Consider the following 21362-nt stretch of genomic DNA (forward strand, 5'->3'; position numbering starts at 1 on the left):
TTTTCAATAGAAATTGTCCTTATTTACTTATCCTGGAACTTTATGTCCAGAATTTTCTTTAAATGATTTATATATCATCATCTAAAAAACTCTTTGAAAGCATCTATTAACCTAATCCTTTCAAAGAGTTTAATAACTTAAAGACATCATTTCGTAAAATTACTTTTTAGATTTTATTTTACCTGTCCATTTTTTGTAACCGCCTTTAAGCATGTAAATATTTTTATATCCATTTTTTCTTAATATACGTGCAGCACGATAACTTGCTATACCATTAGCATCACATAAATAAATAGGTTGATCATTTCTTAGTCCTTGAAATCGTTGCTTAAATACTGTGATAGGAATATTACGTGCACCATTAATATGTCCATAATCATAATCCACTTTTTCCCTCACATCAATAACTTGAGCTTTTCTTAAACCCTTATGGAATTCATTCTGGTCTAATTCATTTACAGCTCGCTTATTAAGAATTTGTTGGATAATCATATATGCAATGATAATAACAATAATACCAATTGCAATGTACAAAGAGATACTCATCTTGCATCCTCCCTAATTTACCGATATTATAATTATAAGACTGTTAGTACAATTTATCAAAATATTTTTTCGAGTTAGATTATGTTTATATCACATAATCTAAATATACAAAGAGAAACATAATAGTTTTAATTTTAATATTTCGATAGGGGTATGATTATGACTGAAATATGGAATTTTATAAATACTGGAAGCAAAAATCCTTATTATAATATGGCAATGGACGAAGCGTTACTAAATTTTGTATCGCGTGGAGAAATTGATCCAGTTATAAGATTTTATACTTGGAATCCTGCAACACTCTCAATAGGCTACTTTCAACGGCTCCAAAAAGAAATTGATATTGATAAAGTAAAAGAAAAGGGCTATGGCTTAGTAAGACGTCAAACGGGTGGTAGAGGCGTGTTACACGATAAAGAATTAACATATAGTGTTATTGTTCCAGAGTCTCATCCAAATATGCCTTCAACTGTAACTGAAGCTTATAAAATTATTTCACAAGGATTATTAGAAGGTTTTAAAAATTTAGGTTTTGAAACTTATTTCGCTATCCCCCGTTCTAAAGAAGAACGAGACAAATTAAAGCAACCACGAAGTTCGGTATGTTTTGATGCACCTAGTTGGTATGAGCTTGTAGTAGAAGGCAGAAAAATTGCAGGTAGCGCTCAAACCAGACAAAAAGGTGTCATTCTTCAACATGGTTCAATTTTACAAGATATAGATATCGATGATTTATTTGATATGTTTATATTTAAAAATGAACGACTAAAAGCGAAAATGAAAGAAAATTTTGTTCAAAAAGCTGTAGCTATTAATGACATTTCAAATCAACATATTACATTAAATGAAATGGAGAACGCCTTTAAATCAGGTTTTAAAAAAGGACTGAATATAGATTTTAAACCTCTAGAATTAACGGAAAAACAAAAAGAGGAAGTACAAGAACTCGAAGAAAAATATCGCTCTGAAGCATGGATGTACCGTAAATAATTATGAAGAAAGCAATAAGGCGAAATCATTTGATATCGCCTTATTGCTTTCTTTTTTGTCTTTTATATTTACGAAGTGCTTTTTTATACTTCCTTTGATCTTCTGTTAAAAAGAAGAAATAATATATAATATAAATAATTAAAGCTATAATTGCAAAACTAATAATAGCTTTCATAATTGAAAATAAAAACTCATCAAGATTCATCATTAAACCAAATGCAGCTATCGCTAATATTAAATAAAAGATGAATTTACGCATCTCAAAACTCCTATTAATTTAAATTTGTATTTATTGTTGCAAGTTTTTTTTGACCTTTTTCTATTTTTTTATTATCTTTCGTTTCATATCCTTTTTTAATTGTATTGAATACTGAAGATAAGTCTTTATTAAGTTGACGTATTTCTTTTTCTTTTTTCTTATCTTCTTCAGATTGTGATTCAGAGTCTACAGATTCTTTATATTTAATGAAAGAACTGTCAATATTATTTGAAATGTCATCTAATTTTCTTTGAATCGCCACTTTATTATTATTTTTATTAACTTTTGACTCAATATCTCTATAATCTTTAATGGCTTTTGCAATAGAATCATAATAATCAGATGATGCTTTTAAATTTTTTATTTTTAACTTATTAGATGAAGCTTCTTTAGTATTTTCTTTATCTTGTTTAAGGGCGGCTATTTTAGATTTATGTTCGCCAATTTCTTGATTAAGTTCTTGAATATCAAGTTTTAATTGATGATTATCATCACGTAACTCAGTCGTTTTATCTTCTAAAGGAGATAAGTTCTGACTCCCACAACCCATTAGCAAACTACTCGCACCAACTATTAATATTAACTTTTTCATTGTATTCTCCCTAAACCAAAAACTATTATTATTATTACTAGTTATGCTATCATTCTAATGTATAAAATAAAAATGTACAAATGTAAACGTAGGAGGGAAATAATGAATAAATTAAGAAAAGTTCAAGATATCATTGAACATAAGCACTTAGATGCAATCATAGTATTATCAGATTATAATAGACGTTACCTTTCAGATTTTACTGGTACAAGTGGTGCACTAATCATAACACCTAAAAAACAATATCTTATTACTGATTTTAGATATATAGACCAAGCTACAGAACAGGCACAAGATTTTGAAATTATAAATCGAAAATCAAGTTTGATTTCTGAAATTAAATGTATATTAGAAAGAGAAAATTTATCAAATATTGGTTTTGAAGGTCATTTAATCAGTTATGATACTTATGTTGAACTTAATAAAGGATTAATTACTTTAATAAGCATATCTAATGAAATTGATAAGATTAGAGAAATTAAAAATAAGGAAGAAATTCAGCTCATTCAAAAAGCGGCTAAGATAGTAGATCAAACATATGAATATATCCTCACTCAAGTAAGTATCGGAATGACAGAACGAGAAATCAAAGCTAAATTAGAAAGTAAGATGTTAGAATTAGGTGCAGATGGCCCTTCATTCGACACAATAGTAGCTTCAGGTTACCGAGGTGCATTACCGCATGGTGTTGCAAGTGATAAGCGTATTGAAAAGGGAGATATGATTACATTAGATTTTGGTGCATACTATAGAGGTTATTGTTCCGATATTACACGCACGTTTGCCATAGGAGAACCGGATCCAAAACTCAAAGAAATATTTAATATAGTTCTAACTTCTCAAAAGAAAGCTATTGAAGAAATCAAACCAGGTATGACTGCAAAAGAAGCAGATGCTATATCTAGAAAGTATATTTCATCTCACAATTATGGTGAGCAGTTTGGCCACTCACTTGGTCATGGTATTGGCCTTGATATTCATGAAGGTCCACTATTATCTCAAAATAGTTCAGATGAATTAAATATAAATAACTGTGTTACTATAGAACCAGGTATATACATTGAGGGATTGGGTGGCGTTAGAATAGAAGATGACATTCTTATTACAGAAAATGGATGTCATGTCTTTACTAATTGCTCAAAAGACCTTATTATTTTAGAGTAAGCGCGTATAATTGAGGAGGAGACTGAATGATTTCAGTAAATGATTTTAAAACAGGTTTAACGATTTCTGTTGATAACGGAATCTGGAAAGTTATTGATTTCCAACATGTCAAACCAGGAAAAGGCTCAGCTTTTGTTCGTTCTAAATTACGTAATTTAAGAACAGGTGCTATTCAAGAAAAAACTTTCAGAGCTGGCGAAAAGGTTGAACAAGCAATGATCGAGAATCGTCGTATGCAATATTTATATGCTGATGGCGATAACCACGTATTCATGGATAACGAGACATTTGATCAAATCGAATTACCTGGTGACTACTTAAAAGATGAATTAAATTATTTAAAAGCGAACATGGAAGTTCAAGTTCAATCTTATGAAAGTGAAGTTATTGGTGTTGAATTACCAAAAACTGTAGAGCTTGAAGTTACTGAAACTGAACCTGGAATCAAAGGTGATACTGCCACTGGCGCAACAAAATCTGCGACTGTTGAAACAGGTTATACACTAAATGTACCTTTATTTGTAAATGAAGGTGACACACTAGTGATAAATACTAGTGATGGAAGTTACATTTCTAGAGGATAAACACTAATTAACTATACTCCAGAGTATACATCAATAAGATGTTATACTTTGGAGTTTTTGTTTTCAAAATGTAAAATTACAAAGTATAGTATTGTAATTATTAATAAATATGTATATAATTACATAATAATACAATAAGGAGTGTATATATGCATATTTCTATAGTAGGTATCACAGGCTATACAGGACTAGAATTGTTAAGATTAGCACTAAATCACCCTCATATAACTGTTTCATCGATTCATGCCACAAAAGAAGTGGGAGTGCAAATTTCTGATATATTCCCTCATTTGAAAGGTATTTGTGATAAAGAAATTCAGGCTTTCGACAGTGAATTTATTATGACACACTCAGATTTGGTATTTTTTGCCACTCCAAGTGGCGTTGCAAAAGATTTATCTAAAAATTTCGTTAATAATAATTTTCCTGTCATAGACTTATCAGGTGACCATCGTTTATCTCCAGATGTTTATCTCAAATGGTATAAAAAATCACCGTGTACTGTAGATATACAAAAGCGTTTTACATACGGTCTTTCAGAAGTAATGAATATTAGTCATTGCAATAGATTTATTGCTAACCCTGGTTGTTATGCAACTGCAACTGAATTAGCACTATATCCCTTAATCAGCAATCATTTAATCCGTGTTGATTCTATAATTGTTGATGCTAAAAGTGGTCTTACTGGAGCTGGTAAAAAATTAAATCAGTCAACCCATTATGTAAATGTAAACAATAATTATGTGACGTATAAACTTAATAAACATCAACATATTCCTGAAATTGTACAAACGTTGCAGTTTTTTAACAAAAATTTACAGAATATTCAGTTTTCTACATCACTTATTCCGGTTAACAGAGGTATTGTTGCAACTATATACACACAGCTTGAAAGTGGAGTGAAAATAAATCAAATAGAATCTACCTACAAGACTGTATATAAAAATAAGCCTTTCATAAGAATTAAAGATGGGTTACCACAGTTAAATGAAGTAATAGGAACAAATTACACTGATATTGGTTTTGTTTATAACGAAACTACGGGTGTTTTAACAATTTCATCAGTTATTGATAATTTAATTAAAGGTGCCGCTGGCCAAGCTATTCAAAATATGAATCTGATGTTTAATTTCGACGAAACTGATGGTCTAATTTTGGCACCTTTATATATCTAATATAGGGGGACTAAATAATGAATATAATTAAGGGAAATATTGCAAGTCCTCTTGGGTTTGCAGCTGATGGTCTGCACGCTGGCTTTAAAAAGAAAAAATTAGACTTTGGTTGGATTGTTTCAGAAGTACCTGCAAATGTAGCAGGTGTATTTACAACTAATAAGGTGATTGCTGCACCATTAAAATTAACAAAAAACAGCATCGAAAAAAGTGGTAAAATGCAAGCTATTGTTGTTAATTCAGGTATTGCTAATTCTTGTACTGGTAAACAAGGGGAAAAAGATGCCTTTAAAATGCAACAACTGGCCGCAAATAAATTGCAAATTCAACAAGAATATGTAGGTGTCGCATCTACAGGTGTTATTGGAAAGATGATGCCAATGTCTATTCTAGAGAATGGCTTTTCCAAACTAGTTAAAAACGGTAATGCTGATGACTTTGCAAAAGCGATATTAACAACGGATACTCATACAAAAACATGCGTTGTAAACGAAGTTTTTGGTAACGATACAGTAACGATGGCAGGTGTAGCAAAAGGGTCAGGAATGATACATCCTAATTTGGCTACAATGCTAGCATTTATAACCTGTGACGCTAACATCTCATCACAAACATTACAACAAGCTTTAAAAGATGTAGTTGAAGTTACATTCAATCAAATCACTGTAGATGGTGATACTTCAACAAATGATATGGTGCTTGTAATGTCAAATGGATGTACAAATAATAACGAAATTAAAAAAGACAGTGAAGACTACTATAAATTTAAGCAGATGCTTCTATATATTATGACCGATTTAGCTAAAAGTATTGCAAGGGATGGCGAAGGTGCTTCTAAATTAATAGAAGTCACGGTTAAAGGTGCAAAAGAATCTAGTGCTGCAAGAATGATTGCTAAAAGTGTGGTGGGTTCAAGTTTGGTAAAAACCGCAATTTTTGGCGAAGATCCTAATTGGGGTAGAATTATTGCTTCTGCAGGTTACGCTAAAACAAATTTTGATATTAATCAGGTAGACATTTTTATCGGTAGGATACCTGTATTAATAAGATCCTCACCAATAAAGTACGATAAAGAAGAAATTCAAGAAATAATGAGTGCTGAAGAAATATCAATTGAACTTGACCTTCATCAAGGAAATTACGAAGGTCAAGCATGGGGATGTGATTTATCGTATGACTACGTTAAAATCAACGCACTTTACACCACTTAGGAGGAACATATGAAAAACATCATCGTAATTAAGCTCGGTGGTATAGCTATAGAAAATTTAAACGACGCGTTTATACAACAAATTAAAGCTTGGCACCTTGAAAACAAAAAAATAATTATTGTTCACGGTGGCGGCCAAGTCATCAGTGATTTATTAACTAAAAACAATCATTCAACTATTAAAATTGATGGCATGAGAGTGACTGCTAAAAATGACTTACCTATCATATATGATGCTTTAATTAACATAGTAGGACACCAACTTTTAGTGAGACTTAAAGAATCTAATTTAAAATTTTTTCAATTCAAAGAAAAGATAAAAGAACTTGTGAGCGCCGAATTTTTAAATAAAAATATCTATGGTTACGTTGGGAAAGTTAAAGAAATCAACACGATGCTATTAGAAAATATTTTATCACGCGACATTATACCAATTATCATTAGTTTGGGTGTAAATGAGCAAGGGGAATATCTTAATGTTAATGCTGATCACCTCGCCACCGCAATTGCTAAGAAACTAAAAGTCGAAAAATTAGTATATATGACTGATGTCCCTGGTGTAATTGAAAAAGATAAAACGCTTGCTACTCTTACAATTAAGGAGGCAAAAACAAAAATTGAAAATAAAATAATTACTGGCGGCATGATACCTAAAATTGAGAGTGCAATCCAAACAGTAGAATCAGGCGTTGAATCGATTTTAATTGCAAATAATTTACAAAAAGGAACAATCATAAGGGGTGATTAATGATGAGTTATCTTTTTAATAATTACAAACGGGACAATATAGAATTTGTTGATGCTAATGAAAATGAATTAATTGATAAAGATAATAATGTTTACCTAGATTTTTCGTCAGGTATAGGTGTCACAAATCTAGGTTTTAATATGGAAATTTACCAAGCAGTACTTAATCAACTGAATTTAATATGGCATTCACCCAATTTATACCTAAGTAGTATTCAAGAGGAAGTGGCTCAAAAATTAATTGGTCAACAAGATTATTTAGCTTTCTTTTGCAACAGTGGAACAGAAGCGAATGAGGCGGCTATTAAACTCGCACGTAAAGCTACTGGCAAGTCGGAAATTATTGCTTTTAAAAAGTCTTTTCACGGCAGAACGTACGGCGCAATGTCTGCAACAGGACAAAAGAAAATTACAGATCAATTTGGTCCGGTTGTTCCTGGATTCAAATTTGCTATTTTTAATGATTTCAATTCATTTAAATCATTAACTTCATATAATACTGCAGCTGTAATTATAGAAATCATTCAAGGTGAATCAGGAGTACTACCTGCTGATCCTTTATTTGTGAAGCAATTAAATGAGTATTGTATACAAAAAGATATTCTTATAATTGTAGACGAAGTTCAAACGGGCATAGGTAGAACTGGTAAGTTATATGCTCATGAACATTATCAATTGTCTCCAGATATCATCACATTAGCTAAAGGGTTAGGTAACGGCCTTCCTATTGGAGCAATGTTAGGCAAAAAGAATTTAGGTCATGCATTTGGCTATGGTTCTCATGGCACAACATTTGGAGGAAATAGATTATCATTAGCCGCTGCAAACCAAACGCTTACTATCATTAATCATGCTGATTTGATGAATGATGTTCAATCAAAGGGTCAATTTCTTATTGAAAACTTAAGAAAAGGTTTAGCAAATAAAAGAAATGTAATTGAAGTCCGTGGTATAGGCTTAATGGTAGGAATAGAGATCAATAATGATCCTATTCAAATCGTGCGAGAAGCTAAACGTAGAGGGTTAATCATTTTAACAGCTGGTACAAATGTGATTAGGTTATTACCTCCATTGAGTATCACTAAAAAACAATTGGAAAAAGGTATAGAAATACTAACTGAAATCATTTGATTTATAAATGGTATCTTATCTAAAATATCGAGTTGATATACAGAGTGTACAATTCAGCAAAGCAACTTTTAAAACACCGTTTCGTTAAAAATATAAAAAATAAAACGAAACGAGTGTCTTTTTTATGCCTTCAATCAATCTCTAAAATATTTAAATAAATAACGACGTTTTGATGTTTAATGAACATGCTTGAATTGAATCTTTTACTCAAGTAAAATAGATGGGTAGATGAAAACAAACCTAAGGAGTCAGTAAGAAATGAACTTTAAAGAAATAAAAGAATTAATCGAAATTCTTGACCAATCTAATTTAACTGAAATAAATATTGAAGATAATAAAGGCAGCGTAGTTAATTTAAAAAAAGAAAAAGAGACTGAAATAGTTACACCACAAGTTACTCAACAACCAACTCAACCGATAACTCATGCGCAAATCGATAATGAAACACAACAAAAACCATCACATAGCTATAATGATGAACAAAGTAGTGATAATAATTACAATACCATTAATGCACCAATGGTTGGTACATTTTATAAATCACCTTCACCAGATGAAGAAGCATATGTTCAAGTAGGAGATAAAGTTACGAATGACAGTACTGTTTGTATATTAGAAGCTATGAAATTATTTAATGAGATTCAAGCCGAAACAACAGGTGAAATCGTAGAAATTTTAGTAGAAGACGGACAAATGGTAGAGTATGGCCAGCCGTTATTTAAGGTGAAATAATGAAGAAGATTTTAATCGCTAATCGTGGTGAAATCGCAGTAAGAATAATAAGAGCAGCACACGATTTAGGTATTCAAACAGTAGCTATATACTCAGAAGGTGACAAAGATGCATTACATACTCAAATTGCTGATGAAGCATATTGCGTCGGTCCTACTTTATCAAAAGATTCTTATTTAAATATACCAAATATTTTATCTATCGCTACTTCTACAGGATGTGATGGTGTTCATCCTGGATACGGCTTTTTGGCTGAAAATGGTGATTTTGCTGAATTGTGTGAAGCATGCCAATTAAAATTTATTGGGCCAAGCTATCAATCAATTCAAAAAATGGGAATAAAAGATATTGCTAAAGCTGAAATGATTAAAGCCAATGTACCTGTAGTACCAGGAAGTGAAGGGCTTATTCAAAGTATAGATGACGCTAAAAAAACTGCTAAAAAAATTGGCTATCCAGTTATCATCAAAGCCACTGCAGGTGGTGGTGGAAAAGGTATTCGGGTTGCTCGTGATGAGAAAGAACTTGAAACTGGTTACCGTATGACACAACAAGAAGCTGAAACAGCGTTCGGAAATGGCGGTTTATACTTAGAAAAATTTATAGAAAACTTTAGACATATAGAGATTCAAATTATTGGCGATACTTATGGAAACGTTATACATTTAGGTGAACGTGATTGTACAATTCAAAGAAGAATGCAAAAACTCGTTGAAGAAGCACCTTCACCAGTATTAAGTGAAGATAAACGCCAAGAAATGGGTAATGCTGCAATCAGAGCTGCAAAAGCTGTAAATTATGAAAACGCAGGTACAATTGAATTTATATATGATTTAGATGATAATCAATTTTATTTCATGGAAATGAATACACGTATTCAAGTCGAACACCCAGTAACTGAAATGGTAACAGGAGTAGATTTAGTAAAATTACAACTCAAAGTTGCTATGGGTGAAGCGTTACCTTTTAAACAAGAAGATATTTCCATTAACGGTCATGCCATTGAATTTCGAATCAATGCTGAAAATCCTTACAAAAACTTTATGCCTTCACCAGGCAAGATTACTCAATATCTTGCCCCAGGCGGTTTTGGAGTGAGAATTGAATCAGCATGTTATACTAATTATACGATACCACCTTACTATGACTCCATGGTGGCAAAACTTATAGTTCACGAACCTACACGTGAAGAATCAATTATGACAGGCATTCGTGCTTTAAGTGAATATCTTGTTTTAGGTATCGACACTACGATTCCATTCCACTTAAGACTTCTAAATAATCATATTTTTAGAAGTGGGGAATTTAATACAAAATTCCTAGAAAAGTATAATATTATGGACGATAATAACCAATAGGAGGATAAAGGATGGTCAATGTAGCAGATTATTCTCAATCTAATTTAGGAAAAATTGAAATAGCACCAGAAGTATTATCTGTTATCGCATCCATTGCGACATCAGAAGTAGAAGGCATTACAGGTCATTTTGCTGAATTAAAAAAAACAAATCTAGAGAAGATTAGTCGAAAAAATTTAAACAGAGATTTAAAAATCGAAGCTAAAGAAGACGGAATATACATTGATGTATTTTGTTCTCTAAAACATGGCGTAAATATTTCTAAAACTGCAAATCAAATTCAATCAGCGATTTTCAATTCAATTACGACAATGACAGCTATTGAACCACAGCAAATTAATATTCACATCAGAAGTATCGTAGCAGAAAAATAAATAATTTAAATTATAGGTGCACTTTAACTAGAAAGTTGTACCTATAATTTTATAAATACATTTGAAGGAGTAAAATATGAGTCGTAAAGATGCAAGAATACAAGCTTTTCAAACTTTATTTCAACTTGAAATAAAAGAGACGGATTTAACAATTCAAGAAGCAATTGAATTTATTAAAGATGATCATTCTGATTTAGACTTTGATTTTATATACTGGTTAGTTACTGGAGTCAAAGATCATCAAATCGTTTTAGACGACACAATAAAACCCCATTTAAAAGACTGGTCTATCGATCGTTTACTGAAATCAGATCGTATTATTTTAAGAATGGCAACGTTTGAAATATTGCACAGCGATACACCTAAAAAAGTAGTTGTTAATGAAGCTGTAGAACTTACAAAACAGTTTAGTGATGATGATCATTATAAATTTGTTAATGGTGTTTTAAGTAATATAAATGATTAAAATGAGTGATAACTATGACTGAATATTTAAGTGTTTCTGCACTAACTAAATATATAAAATATAAATTTGACCAAGATCCTCATCTTCAATCAGTTCTTATCAAAGGAGAATTATCTAACTTTAAAAAGCACTCAAGCGGACATTTATATTTTAATGTCAAGGACAAAGAAAGTGTCATCAGTGCAATGATGTTTAAAGGAAATGCTTCTAAGTTAGGCTTTGAGCCTAAAGAAGGTGATGAGGTTTTAATTGAAGCTCGCGTTTCTGTTTATGAAAGACGAGGAAATTATCAAATTTATGTTAATAAGATGCAAATCGATGGTATTGGTAATTTATACCAAAAGCTTGAACAACTAAAAAAGAAATTGAAAAAAGAAGGCTATTTTGATCAAAGTAACAAAAAACTTATACCAAAGTATCCAAAGAAAATAGCGGTTTTAACAGCGAGTACAGGTGCAGCCATTAGAGACATACATAGTACGATTAATAATCGCTACCCTTTGGTCGAGCAAATTCAAATCAGTACCCTTGTTCAAGGCACGCAGGCTAGGCAAGATATAATAAAAAAGATTCAATATGCCGATTCATTAGATGTTGATACAATAATAGTTGGACGCGGTGGTGGTTCAATTGAAGATTTGTGGAACTTTAATGAAGAAGATGTTGTTAAAGCCATCTTTAATTGTCAAACACCTATTATATCAGCTGTAGGTCATGAGACTGATTTTACATTAAGCGATTTTGTAGCAGATGTTAGAGCTGCGACACCTACTCAAGCTGCTGTTATAGCAACACCTGATCAATATGAGTTATTACAACAAATTAAACAGTATGAATATACATTATCAAGATATATAAAACAATATATCGAACATCAGAAGAAACAACTTAATCACATATCATCATATTATAAATTTAAGCAACCGAGTTTATTGTACGATCAACAAATTCAAAAACGTGATGAATTAGAAAGACAGTTAAATCTTCTATTAAATACTAAAGTTGAAAAGTCAAAACATCACCTCAAGTTACTTCAACAAAGTTTTAATTTTAAAAATTTAAATCAGCAGATTACTCAAGAAAAGCAATCTGTTTATCAATTGCATTCTAGATTGTCCAAAATAATGTCCAATAACATTACTAATTTAAAAACAGTGCTAAAAAATAAATTAGAAAATCTCAATAATTTAAGCCCTACCAATACGATGCTTAGGGGGTACGCAATTGTCAACAAAGACGATGAAGTGATTACAAGCACACATAAATTGAATGAAAACGACAAAATATCTTTAACAATGAAAGACGGAAGTGTCGATGCAATGGTTAAGAAAGTAAGGTGTAATGATGAGTAAAGAAAAGCAAAGTTTCGAAGAAATGATGAAAGAACTTGAAAATATCGTTCAAAAATTGGATAATGAAGCAGTTTCTTTAGAAGAATCCCTCGATTTATACCAACGTGGTATGAAACTATCTGCTAATTGTGATTCAACTTTAAAAGAAGCAGAGAAAAAAGTGAATGAATTAATGCAAGAAGAAGTTGGTGATGAAGGCAATGAAGAAACTACAGATGAATAAATTAATAGATATAATTAATACATCACTGAATAAATCAATACAATCATCACCATTAAAGACTAATTTAGAAGAAAGTATGAAATACTCATTAAATGCTGGTGGTAAAAGAATCAGACCAGTCATATTATTATTAACACTAAAAATGCTTAATAAAGATTATCAACAAGGACTAAATAGTGCATTAGCATTGGAAATGATTCATACTTATTCTTTAATTCATGATGATTTACCAGCAATGGATAATGACGATTACCGTAGAGGAGAGTTAACAAATCATAAAGTATATGGTGAATGGAAAGCCATTCTTGCTGGTGATGCATTATTAACAAAAGCTTTTGAATTAGTTTCTAATGATACTACCATTGAAGATAGTGTGAAAGTAAATATTATACAAAGACTTTCAAAAGCAAGTGGACATTTGGGAATGGTAGGTGGCCAAGCGCTTGATATGGAAAGTGAAGGGAAGTCAATTCGTTTAGAAACTTTAGAGTCAATTCATAAAACTAAGACAGGTGCTTTACTAAATTTTTCAGTTATGGCCGCGGTAGACATTGCTCAAGTTGAACAAAATATTGCTAAGAATCTAGATGAATTTAGTCATCATTTAGGAATGATGTTTCAAATTAAAGATGATTTGCTGGATGTATATGGTGATGAATCAAAACTTGGCAAAAAAGTAGGCAGTGATATAGTAAATCATAAAAGTACTTATGTTTCTTTACTTGGAAAAGATGGAGCAGAAGAAAAGTTAAACAATCATCAATGTCTTGCCTTGAACTGCTTAAATCAAATTTCTGATCAATATGATACTTCAGAATTAAGCGATATTGTAGATTTATTCTATAACAGAGACCATTAATTTATAACAAAATTTTATACTATCGTCAGAATGTTTACTTTAACGTTATAACACATTTATATCTGTAGGTTGTCTTCATAGCTTATCTATGAGGCAATCTTTTTTAATTCTCCAATTTATATACAAGAATTATTCACATTTTTATTTCTAAACACTTATTTTAGTATTATTAATTATGAAAGTGATTTTGTAATAAATACTGATATAGTGCTCATTAGATATTTTAACTTCACAATTTCAAAATAGTGTTTAGTAGTAGTTCAGAACGCCATGTGTTAAAATCAATGTATAAATATTCGTAATTTGAGGTGTTAATTGTGCCAAAAAAGTCAGTGAGACACATAAAAATAAGAGAGATAATTTCAAATGAACAAATAGAAACACAAGATGAACTAGTTAAACGTTTGAATGAGTATGATTTAAATGTTACACAAGCTACTGTTTCACGAGATATTAAAGAATTGCAATTAATTAAAGTTCCTGCACCTACAGGACAATATGTTTATAGTTTACCAAATGATCGTAGATATCATCCATTAGAGAAGTTGGGTAGATATTTAATGGATTCATTTGTAAATATTGAAGGCACTGGTAATCTACTAGTACTTAAAACGCTTCCTGGTAATGCTCAATCCATTGGTGCTATACTTGATCAAATTGATTGGGATGAGGTGCTTGGTACAATTTGTGGTGATGATACATGCTTACTTATTTGTCGAAACGAAGAAGCGAGTGAAGAAATCAAAACTCGAATTTTCAATTTATTATAAGGATGCGATGAATTTATGTTACAAACCTTATCAATAAAACAATTTGCCATTATTGACGAACTTGATATAAACTTTTCTGACGGTCTAACAGTTATGAGTGGTGAAACTGGCTCAGGAAAATCTATCATTATTGATGCCATTGGACAGTTAATCGGTATGAGAGCTTCTTCTGATTACGTCAGACATGGCGAAAAGAAAGCGATTATCGAAGGTATCTTTGATATAGACGAGAGTAAAGATGCAATTAAAATACTAGAATCTTTAGCTATAGATGTTGATGAAGATTTTCTATTAGTTAAAAGAGAAATATTCAGTTCTGGCAAGAGTATATGTCGAATTAATAATCAAACTGTCACTCTACAGGACTTAAGAAAAGTGATGCAAGAACTGCTTGATATTCATGGGCAACATGAAACACAGTCTTTACTTAAGCAAAAATATCATCTTCAACTATTAGATGATTATGCAGACAATCAATATTCAGATTTACTTAATCAATATCAACTTTCTTATAAGCAATATAAAAATAAACGTAAAGAATTAGAGGAATTAGAATCTGCGGACCAAGCTTTATTACAACGATTAGACTTAATGAAGTTTCAATTAGAGGAACTAACCGAAGCTTCACTGAAAGAAGGCGAAGTGGATCAACTTGAATCCGATATTAAAAGAATTCAAAACTCTGAAAAATTAAATCTAGCTTTAAACAACGCACATCAAGTTCTAACTGATGAAAATGCAATACCCGATAGGTTGTACGAATTAAGCAACTACTTGCAAACGATTAATGATATCGTTCCAGAAAAATTCGTAAGATTAAAAGAGGACATTGATCAATTTTACTATATACTAGAAGATGCTAAACATGAAATTTACGACGAAATGGCTAACACTGAATTCGATGAGCAAGTTTTAAATGAGTATGAATCCAGAATGAATTTACTTAATAATTTAAAACGTAAATATGGTAAGGATATTACTGAACTTATTGGTTATCAGAGTAAACTTGCAAATGAAATTGATAAAATAGAAAACTATGAACAAAGTACGTCACAATTGAGGGAAGAAATTAAAACACTTTATAACGAAGTGATAGATATAGGAAAAAAACTTTCTCAAGAACGTAGGCGTGTAGCGAGAGAGTTAAGGGACCATATTGTTTCTGAAATACAAAATTTACAAATGAAAGATGCTAACCTTGAGATTTCGTTTAAACCATTAGATGAACCTACAATTGAAGGTATTGAATTTGTGGAATTTTTAATTAGTCCAAATCGTGGTGAACCACTTAAAAGTCTTAATAAAATCGCTTCAGGTGGTGAGCTTTCAAGAATTATGCTAGCTCTAAAAAGTATATTTGTTAAATCACGTGGCCAAACAGCTATTCTTTTTGATGAAGTTGACTCGGGTGTATCTGGTCAAGCAGCACAAAAAATGGCTGAAAAAATGCGAGATATTGCTCAATACATTCAAGTTATTTGTATTTCACACTTACCTCAGGTAGCTTCAATGAGTGATCATCATCTACTTATAAGCAAGGCATCCAATGCCGATAGAACTACAACTCAAGTCAAAGAATTGAAAGATGAAAATAAAATAGATGAAATAGCACGTATGATTTCAGGAGCAAGTGTGACTGAGCTCACAAGAGAAAATGCAAAAGAAATGATTAAGCAAAATCACAATATTTAATTATGATTACCAAATTCAAGCACAATGATTTTGGTTTTGATTAAATTTACAAATGATGTAAAATAGTTAGGTATTATTTAAAATTGAAGAAAACAAGATTGTAATTAGAAATATCAATAATGTTAATACTACTATTATTTTCATCTCTTGTTTATTCTTTTTATCTAATGAATAGCGTGAACATTAAATAAACCTCTAGAGGACTAAAATACAGAGTTTATATTTGTATTTTTAGTCTTCTATAAATTTAAGGAGTTAGACCATGTCAGAAAAACAATATGATTTAGTCGTGTTAGGTGGTGGTACGGCAGGATATGTAGCCGCCATCAGAGCTTCTCAATTAGGAAAAAAAGTAGCGATAGTAGAAAAATCACTCTTAGGTGGTACGTGTTTACATAAAGGATGTATACCTACTAAAGCACTTTTAAAATCGGCTGAAGTCAATCATACTATTAAAAACGCACATACATTTGGAATTGATGTCAATCATTTTAAAATTAATTTCCCTAAAATTTTAGAACGTAAAGATGCGATTGTTAAACAGTTGCATAAAGGCGTCAATCAACTGATGAAACATCATCATATAGATATTTACAATGGTATTGGACGAATTATGGGAACATCTATATTTTCTCCTCAAAGCGGTACAATTTCTGTTGAATATGAAGACGGCGAATCAGATATACTACCTAATAAAAATGTGCTTATAGCTACTGGGTCGTCACCACGATCTCTTCCGTTCATTAACTTTGACCATCAACAAATACTATCGAGTGATGATATCCTAAGGTTAAATACACTACCACAAAGATTAGCAATCATAGGTGGAGGAGTTATTGGTTTAGAATTTGCATCTCTGATGAATGATTTAGGTACTGATGTAGTAGTAATCGAAGCGAACGACAGAGTTCTTCCTACCGAGAGCCCACAAGTTGCCTCATTACTAAAAGAAGAATTAACTGATCGAGGCGTTACATTTTACGAAAATATTCAATTGACCAAAGAGCATTTCAATCAAACTGATAAGGGTGTAACTATTAATATTTCAGATGAGCCCGTCCAATTCGATAAAGTGCTAATTGCAATTGGTAGAAAGCCTAATACAAATGATATTGGTTTAAATAACACTAAAATAAAGACTTCTGATGCTGGTCATATTATAACAAATGCTTATCAGCAAACTGAAGATAAACATATATACGCAGCAGGAGATTGTATAGGGCAATTGCAATTGGCACACGTTGGTTCAAAAGAAGCTATAGTTGCAGTTGAACATATGTTTGATTGTTCACCTATACCTGTCAATTATGACCTGATACCAAAATGTGTTTATACAAACCCAGAAATTGCTTCAATTGGTAAAAATTTAGAACAAGCAAAAAAAGCAGGCCTTAAAGCAAAAAGTATCAAAGTTCCTTTTAAAGCTATAGGAAAGGCAATGATTGAGGATGTAACCCAATCAAAAGGATTTTGCGAGATGGTAGTTAACAAAGATGACGATGAAATCATAGGTCTTAATATGATAGGGCCACATGTTACAGAATTAATAAATGAAATTTCATTGTTACAATTTATGAATGGCTCATCTTTAGAACTTGGTTTAACAACACATGCACATCCTTCATTATCCGAGGTAGTCATGGAATTAGGTTTAAAAGCTAATGGTCAAGCAATTCATGTATAGTTGGAGGTAAAAAAATGATAGATTACAAGTCAGCAGGCCTTACAGAAGAAGACCTCAAAAAAATATATAAATGGATGGACTTAGGAAGAAAAACAGACGAAAGACTATGGTTACTCAATCGTGCAGGTAAAATTCCATTTGTCGTCAGTGGTCAAGGGCAGGAAGCAACTCAAATTGGTATGGCATATGCAATGCAAAAAGGTGATATCTCATCCCCTTATTATCGTGATTTAGCATTTGTTACTTATATGGGAATTTCTCCTTTAGATACCATGTTATCAGCTTTTGGAAAACGTGATGACATTAACTCAGGCGGTAAACAAATGCCTTCTCATTTCAGTCACAAAGAAAAAGGCATTTTATCTCAAAGTTCTCCAGTAGCTACTCAAATACCACATTCAGTCGGTGCTGCATTAGCACTTAAAATGGATAACAAGCCAAACATTGCTACTGCGACAGTTGGAGAAGGCAGTTCAAATCAAGGTGACTTTCACGAAGGTATGAACTTTGCTGCAGTTCACAAATTACCTTTCGTCTGTGTAATAATTAACAATAAATATGCGATATCTGTACCTGATTCACTACAATATGCTGCTGAAAAGTTATCTGATCGTGCATTAGGTTACGGTATGCATGGAATCCAGGTAGATGGAAATGACCCAATTGCGGTATACAAAGCAATGAAAGAAGCAAGAGAACGAGCGCTAGCAGGTGAAGGTCCAACATTGATAGAAGCAGTCACTTCACGTATGACACCACATTCATCTGATGATGATGATACATATCGTTCAAAAGAAGAAAGAGACCTATTGAAACAAGAGGATTGTAATATAAAATTTAAAACGGCCTTACTCGATCAAGGCATCATAAACGAAAATTGGTTGAGTCAATTAGAAACAGAGCATAAAGAACTCATTAATGAAGCTACTAAATCTGCTGAAGCAGCACCATACCCTTCAGTAGAAGAAGCTTTGACATATGTTTATGAAGAGGGAGGTCAACAAAATGACTAAATTATCATACTTAGAAGCTATACAAAATGCACAAGACTTAGCATTAAATCATTTTAGTAATGCATTTATACTTGGCGAAGATGTAGGAAAAAAGGGTGGCGTTTTCGGCACAACTAAAGGATTACAAAGTAAGTATGGTGATGAACGTGTAATTGATACACCTCTTGCGGAATCGAATATTATTGGTACTGCTATTGGTGCAGCAATGCTAGGTAAGAGACCTATTGCCGAAATACAATTTGCAGATTTCATTTTGCCTGCTACAAATCAAATTATAAGTGAAGCAGCTAAAATGAGATACCGTTCAAATAATGACTGGAATTGCCCACTGACTATCAGAGCACCATTTGGTGGTGGCGTTCATGGTGGATTATATCATTCGCAAAGTGTTGAAAGCATTTTTGCTTCAACTCCTGGTTTAACTATTGTTATTCCTTCATCACCTTATGATGCTAAAGGTCTTCTATTATCCTCTATAGAATCTAACGATCCAGTCTTATACTTTGAACATAAAAAAGCATATCGTTTTCTAAAAGAGGAAGTTCCCGAAACATATTATACTGTACCTCTAGGTAAAGCTGATGTTAAAAGGTCAGGAGAGGACATTACTGTATTTTGTTACGGATTAATGGTGAATTACTGTTTACAAGCCGCAGATATTTTGGCAAGTGACGGCATCGATGTTGAAGTAGTCGACTTAAGAACTGTTTATCCACTAGATAAAGCAACTATCATTGAACGCTCTCAACGTACTGGTAAAGTTCTCCTTGTTACTGAAGATAATCTAGAGGGGAGCATTATGTCTGAAGTATCTGCAATTATAGCTGAAAACTGTTTGTTCGATTTAGATGCGCCAATCATGCGACTAGCTGCACCGGATGTCCCATCTATGCCGTTTTCACCAACATTAGAAAATGAAATTATGATGAACCCAGAAAAGATACAGGAAAAAATGCGTGAACTCGCACAATTTTAAGGAGGGTATCAATTGGATATAAAAATGCCTAAGCTTGGTGAAAGTGTGCATGAAGGTACGATTGAACAGTGGTTAGTATCAGTAGGAGATCATGTAGATGAGTACGAACCATTATGTGAAGTTATTACAGATAAAGTAACAGCTGAAGTGCCTTCAACAATTTCAGGAACAATAACAGAATTAGTGGTTGAAGAAGGACAAACTGTTAATATAAACACAGTGATTTGTAAAATCGATTCGGAAAATGATCAAAATCAAACAGAATCGGCAAATGATTTTAAGGAAGAACAAAATCAGCATTCTCAATCAAATGTAAAGGGGTCACAATTCGAAAATAATCCTAACACTCATGAAATTGAGGAGCATACAGCCTCAAGTCGCGCAAATAACAATGGACGATTTTCACCTGTTGTCTTTAAATTAGCTTCTGAACATGGTATTGATTTAACACAAGTCATAGGAACTGGTTTTGAAGGTCGTGTTACTAAGAAGGATATTCAAAATATTATTAACAATACAAACAATCAAGAAAAAGAGAAAGAATTTAAACAAACAGATGAAAAAGATCATTCAATCAACCATGGTGACTTTTTACATCAATCCTCATCTAAAAATGAAAGCGCACCATTATCAAATGAACGTGTCGTACCAGTTAAAGGTATTAGAAAAGCCATCGCACAAAATATGGTTACTAGTGTCAGCGAAATACCCCACGGTTGGATGATGGTTGAAGCCGATGCAACGAATTTGGTTCAGACTAGAAACCATCATAAAGTTCAATTTAAACAGAACGAGGGGTACAATTTAACTTTCTTTGCGTTCTTTGTAAAAGCTGTTGCAGAGGCTTTAAAAGCAAATCCATTACTCAATAGTACATGGCAAGGAGATGAAATTGTTATCCACAAAGATATTAATATCTCTATTGCTGTTGCAGATGATGATAAATTGTATGTGCCAGTCATTAAAAATGCAGATGAAAAGTCAATTAAAGGTATTGCACGTGAAATTAATGATTTAGCTACTAAAGCGAGATTAGGAAAATTATCACAAAGTGATATGCAAAACGGTACATTTACGGTTAATAATACTGGTTCCTTTGGTTCTGTTTCTTCAATGGGAATCATTAATCATCCACAAGCTGCCATTTTACAAGTAGAATCCATCGTAAAGAAACCTGTAGTTATAGATGATATGATAGCAATTAGAAATATGGTTAATTTGTGTATTTCAATCGATCATCGTATTCTCGACGGTGTTCAAACGGGAAAATTTATGAATCTTGTTAAGAAAAAAATAGAACAATATTCTATTGAAAATACATCTATTTATTAATTACAAACATTGATTACCATTTAAACTTCATATTATAGTTGAACGCTTTAAGGAGGAGAATTTCTTCTTAAAGCGTTTTTCAGTATTCGTTTTAAATTTCAACTAGAATTTTTCAATCATCATAAATTAATCC

General features: G+C 32.0%; 23 protein-coding genes. 20 read left to right on the plus strand and 3 right to left on the minus strand.

Translation table 11 applies throughout. The features are described 5' to 3' along the window. Positions 1–159: 159 nt before the first annotated feature. Complete coding sequence (locus HMPREF2663_RS04850; protein WP_002446524.1) at positions 160–546, minus strand: rhodanese-like domain-containing protein; 387 nt, start codon at positions 544–546, stop codon at positions 160–162. Between the two features lie 159 nt (positions 547–705). Here HMPREF2663_RS04850 and HMPREF2663_RS04855 point away from each other — a divergent pair, with 159 nt between their 5' ends. After that, positions 706–1536 carry a lipoate--protein ligase family protein gene (locus tag HMPREF2663_RS04855; protein WP_002457720.1) on the plus strand — a complete coding sequence of 277 codons (831 nt, stop codon included), beginning with the start codon at positions 706–708 and terminating at the stop codon, positions 1534–1536. Between the two features lie 40 nt (positions 1537–1576). On the opposite strand, the gene HMPREF2663_RS04860 is transcribed toward HMPREF2663_RS04855, so the two are convergent. Both HMPREF2663_RS04860 and HMPREF2663_RS04865 read right to left on the minus strand, forming a co-directional pair. Further along, a complete protein-coding gene (locus tag HMPREF2663_RS04860; protein ID WP_001831076.1) occupies positions 1577–1795 on the minus strand; it encodes an SA1362 family protein in 219 nt (72 codons plus the stop codon). Between the two features lie 13 nt (positions 1796–1808). Further along, a complete protein-coding gene (locus tag HMPREF2663_RS04865; protein ID WP_038813173.1) occupies positions 1809–2387 on the minus strand; it encodes a hypothetical protein in 579 nt (192 codons plus the stop codon). 102 nt (positions 2388–2489) lie between these two features. On the opposite strand from HMPREF2663_RS04865, the gene HMPREF2663_RS04870 reads away from it, so the two are divergent. From HMPREF2663_RS04870 to HMPREF2663_RS04960, 19 genes are all read left to right on the plus strand, one after another. Further along, the gene (locus HMPREF2663_RS04870) at positions 2490–3551 is read left to right on the plus strand and encodes a M24 family metallopeptidase (protein WP_046044248.1); all 1062 of its coding nucleotides are present in this window, start codon (positions 2490–2492) and stop codon (positions 3549–3551) included. 26 nt (positions 3552–3577) lie between these two features. After that, the gene (gene efp, locus HMPREF2663_RS04875) at positions 3578–4135 is read left to right on the plus strand and encodes an elongation factor P (RefSeq protein WP_001831269.1); all 558 of its coding nucleotides are present in this window, start codon (positions 3578–3580) and stop codon (positions 4133–4135) included. A gap of 149 nt (positions 4136–4284) precedes the next feature. Further along, positions 4285–5310, plus strand: coding sequence for an N-acetyl-gamma-glutamyl-phosphate reductase (gene argC / locus HMPREF2663_RS04880; protein WP_002446520.1), 1026 nt, complete (start codon positions 4285–4287; stop codon positions 5308–5310). Between the two features lie 17 nt (positions 5311–5327). Next, complete coding sequence (gene argJ / locus HMPREF2663_RS04885) at positions 5328–6521, plus strand: bifunctional glutamate N-acetyltransferase/amino-acid acetyltransferase ArgJ (protein WP_002446519.1); 1194 nt, start codon at positions 5328–5330, stop codon at positions 6519–6521. Between the two features lie 9 nt (positions 6522–6530). Beyond that, positions 6531–7268 carry an acetylglutamate kinase gene (gene argB / locus HMPREF2663_RS04890; protein WP_070845897.1) on the plus strand — a complete coding sequence of 246 codons (738 nt, stop codon included), beginning with the start codon at positions 6531–6533 and terminating at the stop codon, positions 7266–7268. Then, positions 7268–8398 carry an acetylornithine transaminase gene (locus HMPREF2663_RS04895; protein ID WP_002446517.1) on the plus strand — a complete coding sequence of 377 codons (1131 nt, stop codon included), beginning with the start codon at positions 7268–7270 and terminating at the stop codon, positions 8396–8398. Before argB ends, HMPREF2663_RS04895 begins: the two co-directional genes overlap by 1 nt. Before the next feature lie 258 nt (positions 8399–8656). Beyond that, positions 8657–9130 (plus strand): acetyl-CoA carboxylase biotin carboxyl carrier protein, encoded by a 474-nt coding sequence (gene accB / locus HMPREF2663_RS04900; RefSeq protein ID WP_002446516.1) that lies wholly within the window; start codon positions 8657–8659, stop codon positions 9128–9130. Further along, a complete protein-coding gene (gene accC / locus HMPREF2663_RS04905) occupies positions 9130–10488 on the plus strand; it encodes an acetyl-CoA carboxylase biotin carboxylase subunit (protein WP_002446515.1) in 1359 nt (452 codons plus the stop codon). Before accB ends, accC begins: the two co-directional genes overlap by 1 nt. Before the next feature lie 11 nt (positions 10489–10499). Then, positions 10500–10862, plus strand: a complete 363-nt coding sequence (locus HMPREF2663_RS04910; protein ID WP_002440021.1) for an Asp23/Gls24 family envelope stress response protein — start codon at positions 10500–10502, stop codon at positions 10860–10862. Positions 10863–10938: 76 nt separating this feature from the next. Continuing rightward, a complete protein-coding gene (gene nusB / locus HMPREF2663_RS04915) occupies positions 10939–11328 on the plus strand; it encodes a transcription antitermination factor NusB (RefSeq protein ID WP_002446514.1) in 390 nt (129 codons plus the stop codon). Positions 11329–11342: 14 nt separating this feature from the next. Then, positions 11343–12680, plus strand: coding sequence for an exodeoxyribonuclease VII large subunit (xseA, locus tag HMPREF2663_RS04920; RefSeq protein ID WP_002446513.1), 1338 nt, complete (start codon positions 11343–11345; stop codon positions 12678–12680). Next, entirely contained in the window at positions 12673–12903 is a 231-nt protein-coding gene (locus tag HMPREF2663_RS04925; protein WP_002486962.1) for an exodeoxyribonuclease VII small subunit, read from the plus strand. Before xseA ends, HMPREF2663_RS04925 begins: the two co-directional genes overlap by 8 nt. Beyond that, a complete protein-coding gene (locus HMPREF2663_RS04930) occupies positions 12881–13762 on the plus strand; it encodes a polyprenyl synthetase family protein (RefSeq protein WP_002495739.1) in 882 nt (293 codons plus the stop codon). The genes HMPREF2663_RS04925 and HMPREF2663_RS04930 overlap by 23 nt, the downstream gene beginning before the upstream one ends. Before the next feature lie 317 nt (positions 13763–14079). Next, complete coding sequence (gene ahrC, locus HMPREF2663_RS04935) at positions 14080–14532, plus strand: transcriptional regulator AhrC/ArgR (protein WP_002489987.1); 453 nt, start codon at positions 14080–14082, stop codon at positions 14530–14532. Between the two features lie 15 nt (positions 14533–14547). Further along, complete coding sequence (gene recN, locus HMPREF2663_RS04940; protein ID WP_002475206.1) at positions 14548–16224, plus strand: DNA repair protein RecN; 1677 nt, start codon at positions 14548–14550, stop codon at positions 16222–16224. A 262-nt stretch (positions 16225–16486) separates the two neighbouring features. Next, entirely contained in the window at positions 16487–17908 is a 1422-nt protein-coding gene (gene lpdA / locus HMPREF2663_RS04945; protein WP_002486947.1) for a dihydrolipoyl dehydrogenase, read from the plus strand. Between the two features lie 14 nt (positions 17909–17922). Further along, positions 17923–18921, plus strand: coding sequence for a thiamine pyrophosphate-dependent dehydrogenase E1 component subunit alpha (locus HMPREF2663_RS04950; protein ID WP_002446507.1), 999 nt, complete (start codon positions 17923–17925; stop codon positions 18919–18921). Beyond that, entirely contained in the window at positions 18914–19897 is a 984-nt protein-coding gene (locus HMPREF2663_RS04955; RefSeq protein WP_002446506.1) for an alpha-ketoacid dehydrogenase subunit beta, read from the plus strand. The genes HMPREF2663_RS04950 and HMPREF2663_RS04955 overlap by 8 nt, the downstream gene beginning before the upstream one ends. Positions 19898–19909: 12 nt before the next feature. Then, positions 19910–21229, plus strand: a complete 1320-nt coding sequence (locus HMPREF2663_RS04960) for a dihydrolipoamide acetyltransferase family protein (protein ID WP_070845899.1) — start codon at positions 19910–19912, stop codon at positions 21227–21229. Positions 21230–21362 lie beyond the last annotated feature (133 nt).

The organism is Staphylococcus sp. HMSC077D08 (genome assembly GCF_001837945.1).
GTDB classification, from domain to species: domain Bacteria; phylum Bacillota; class Bacilli; order Staphylococcales; family Staphylococcaceae; genus Staphylococcus; species Staphylococcus epidermidis.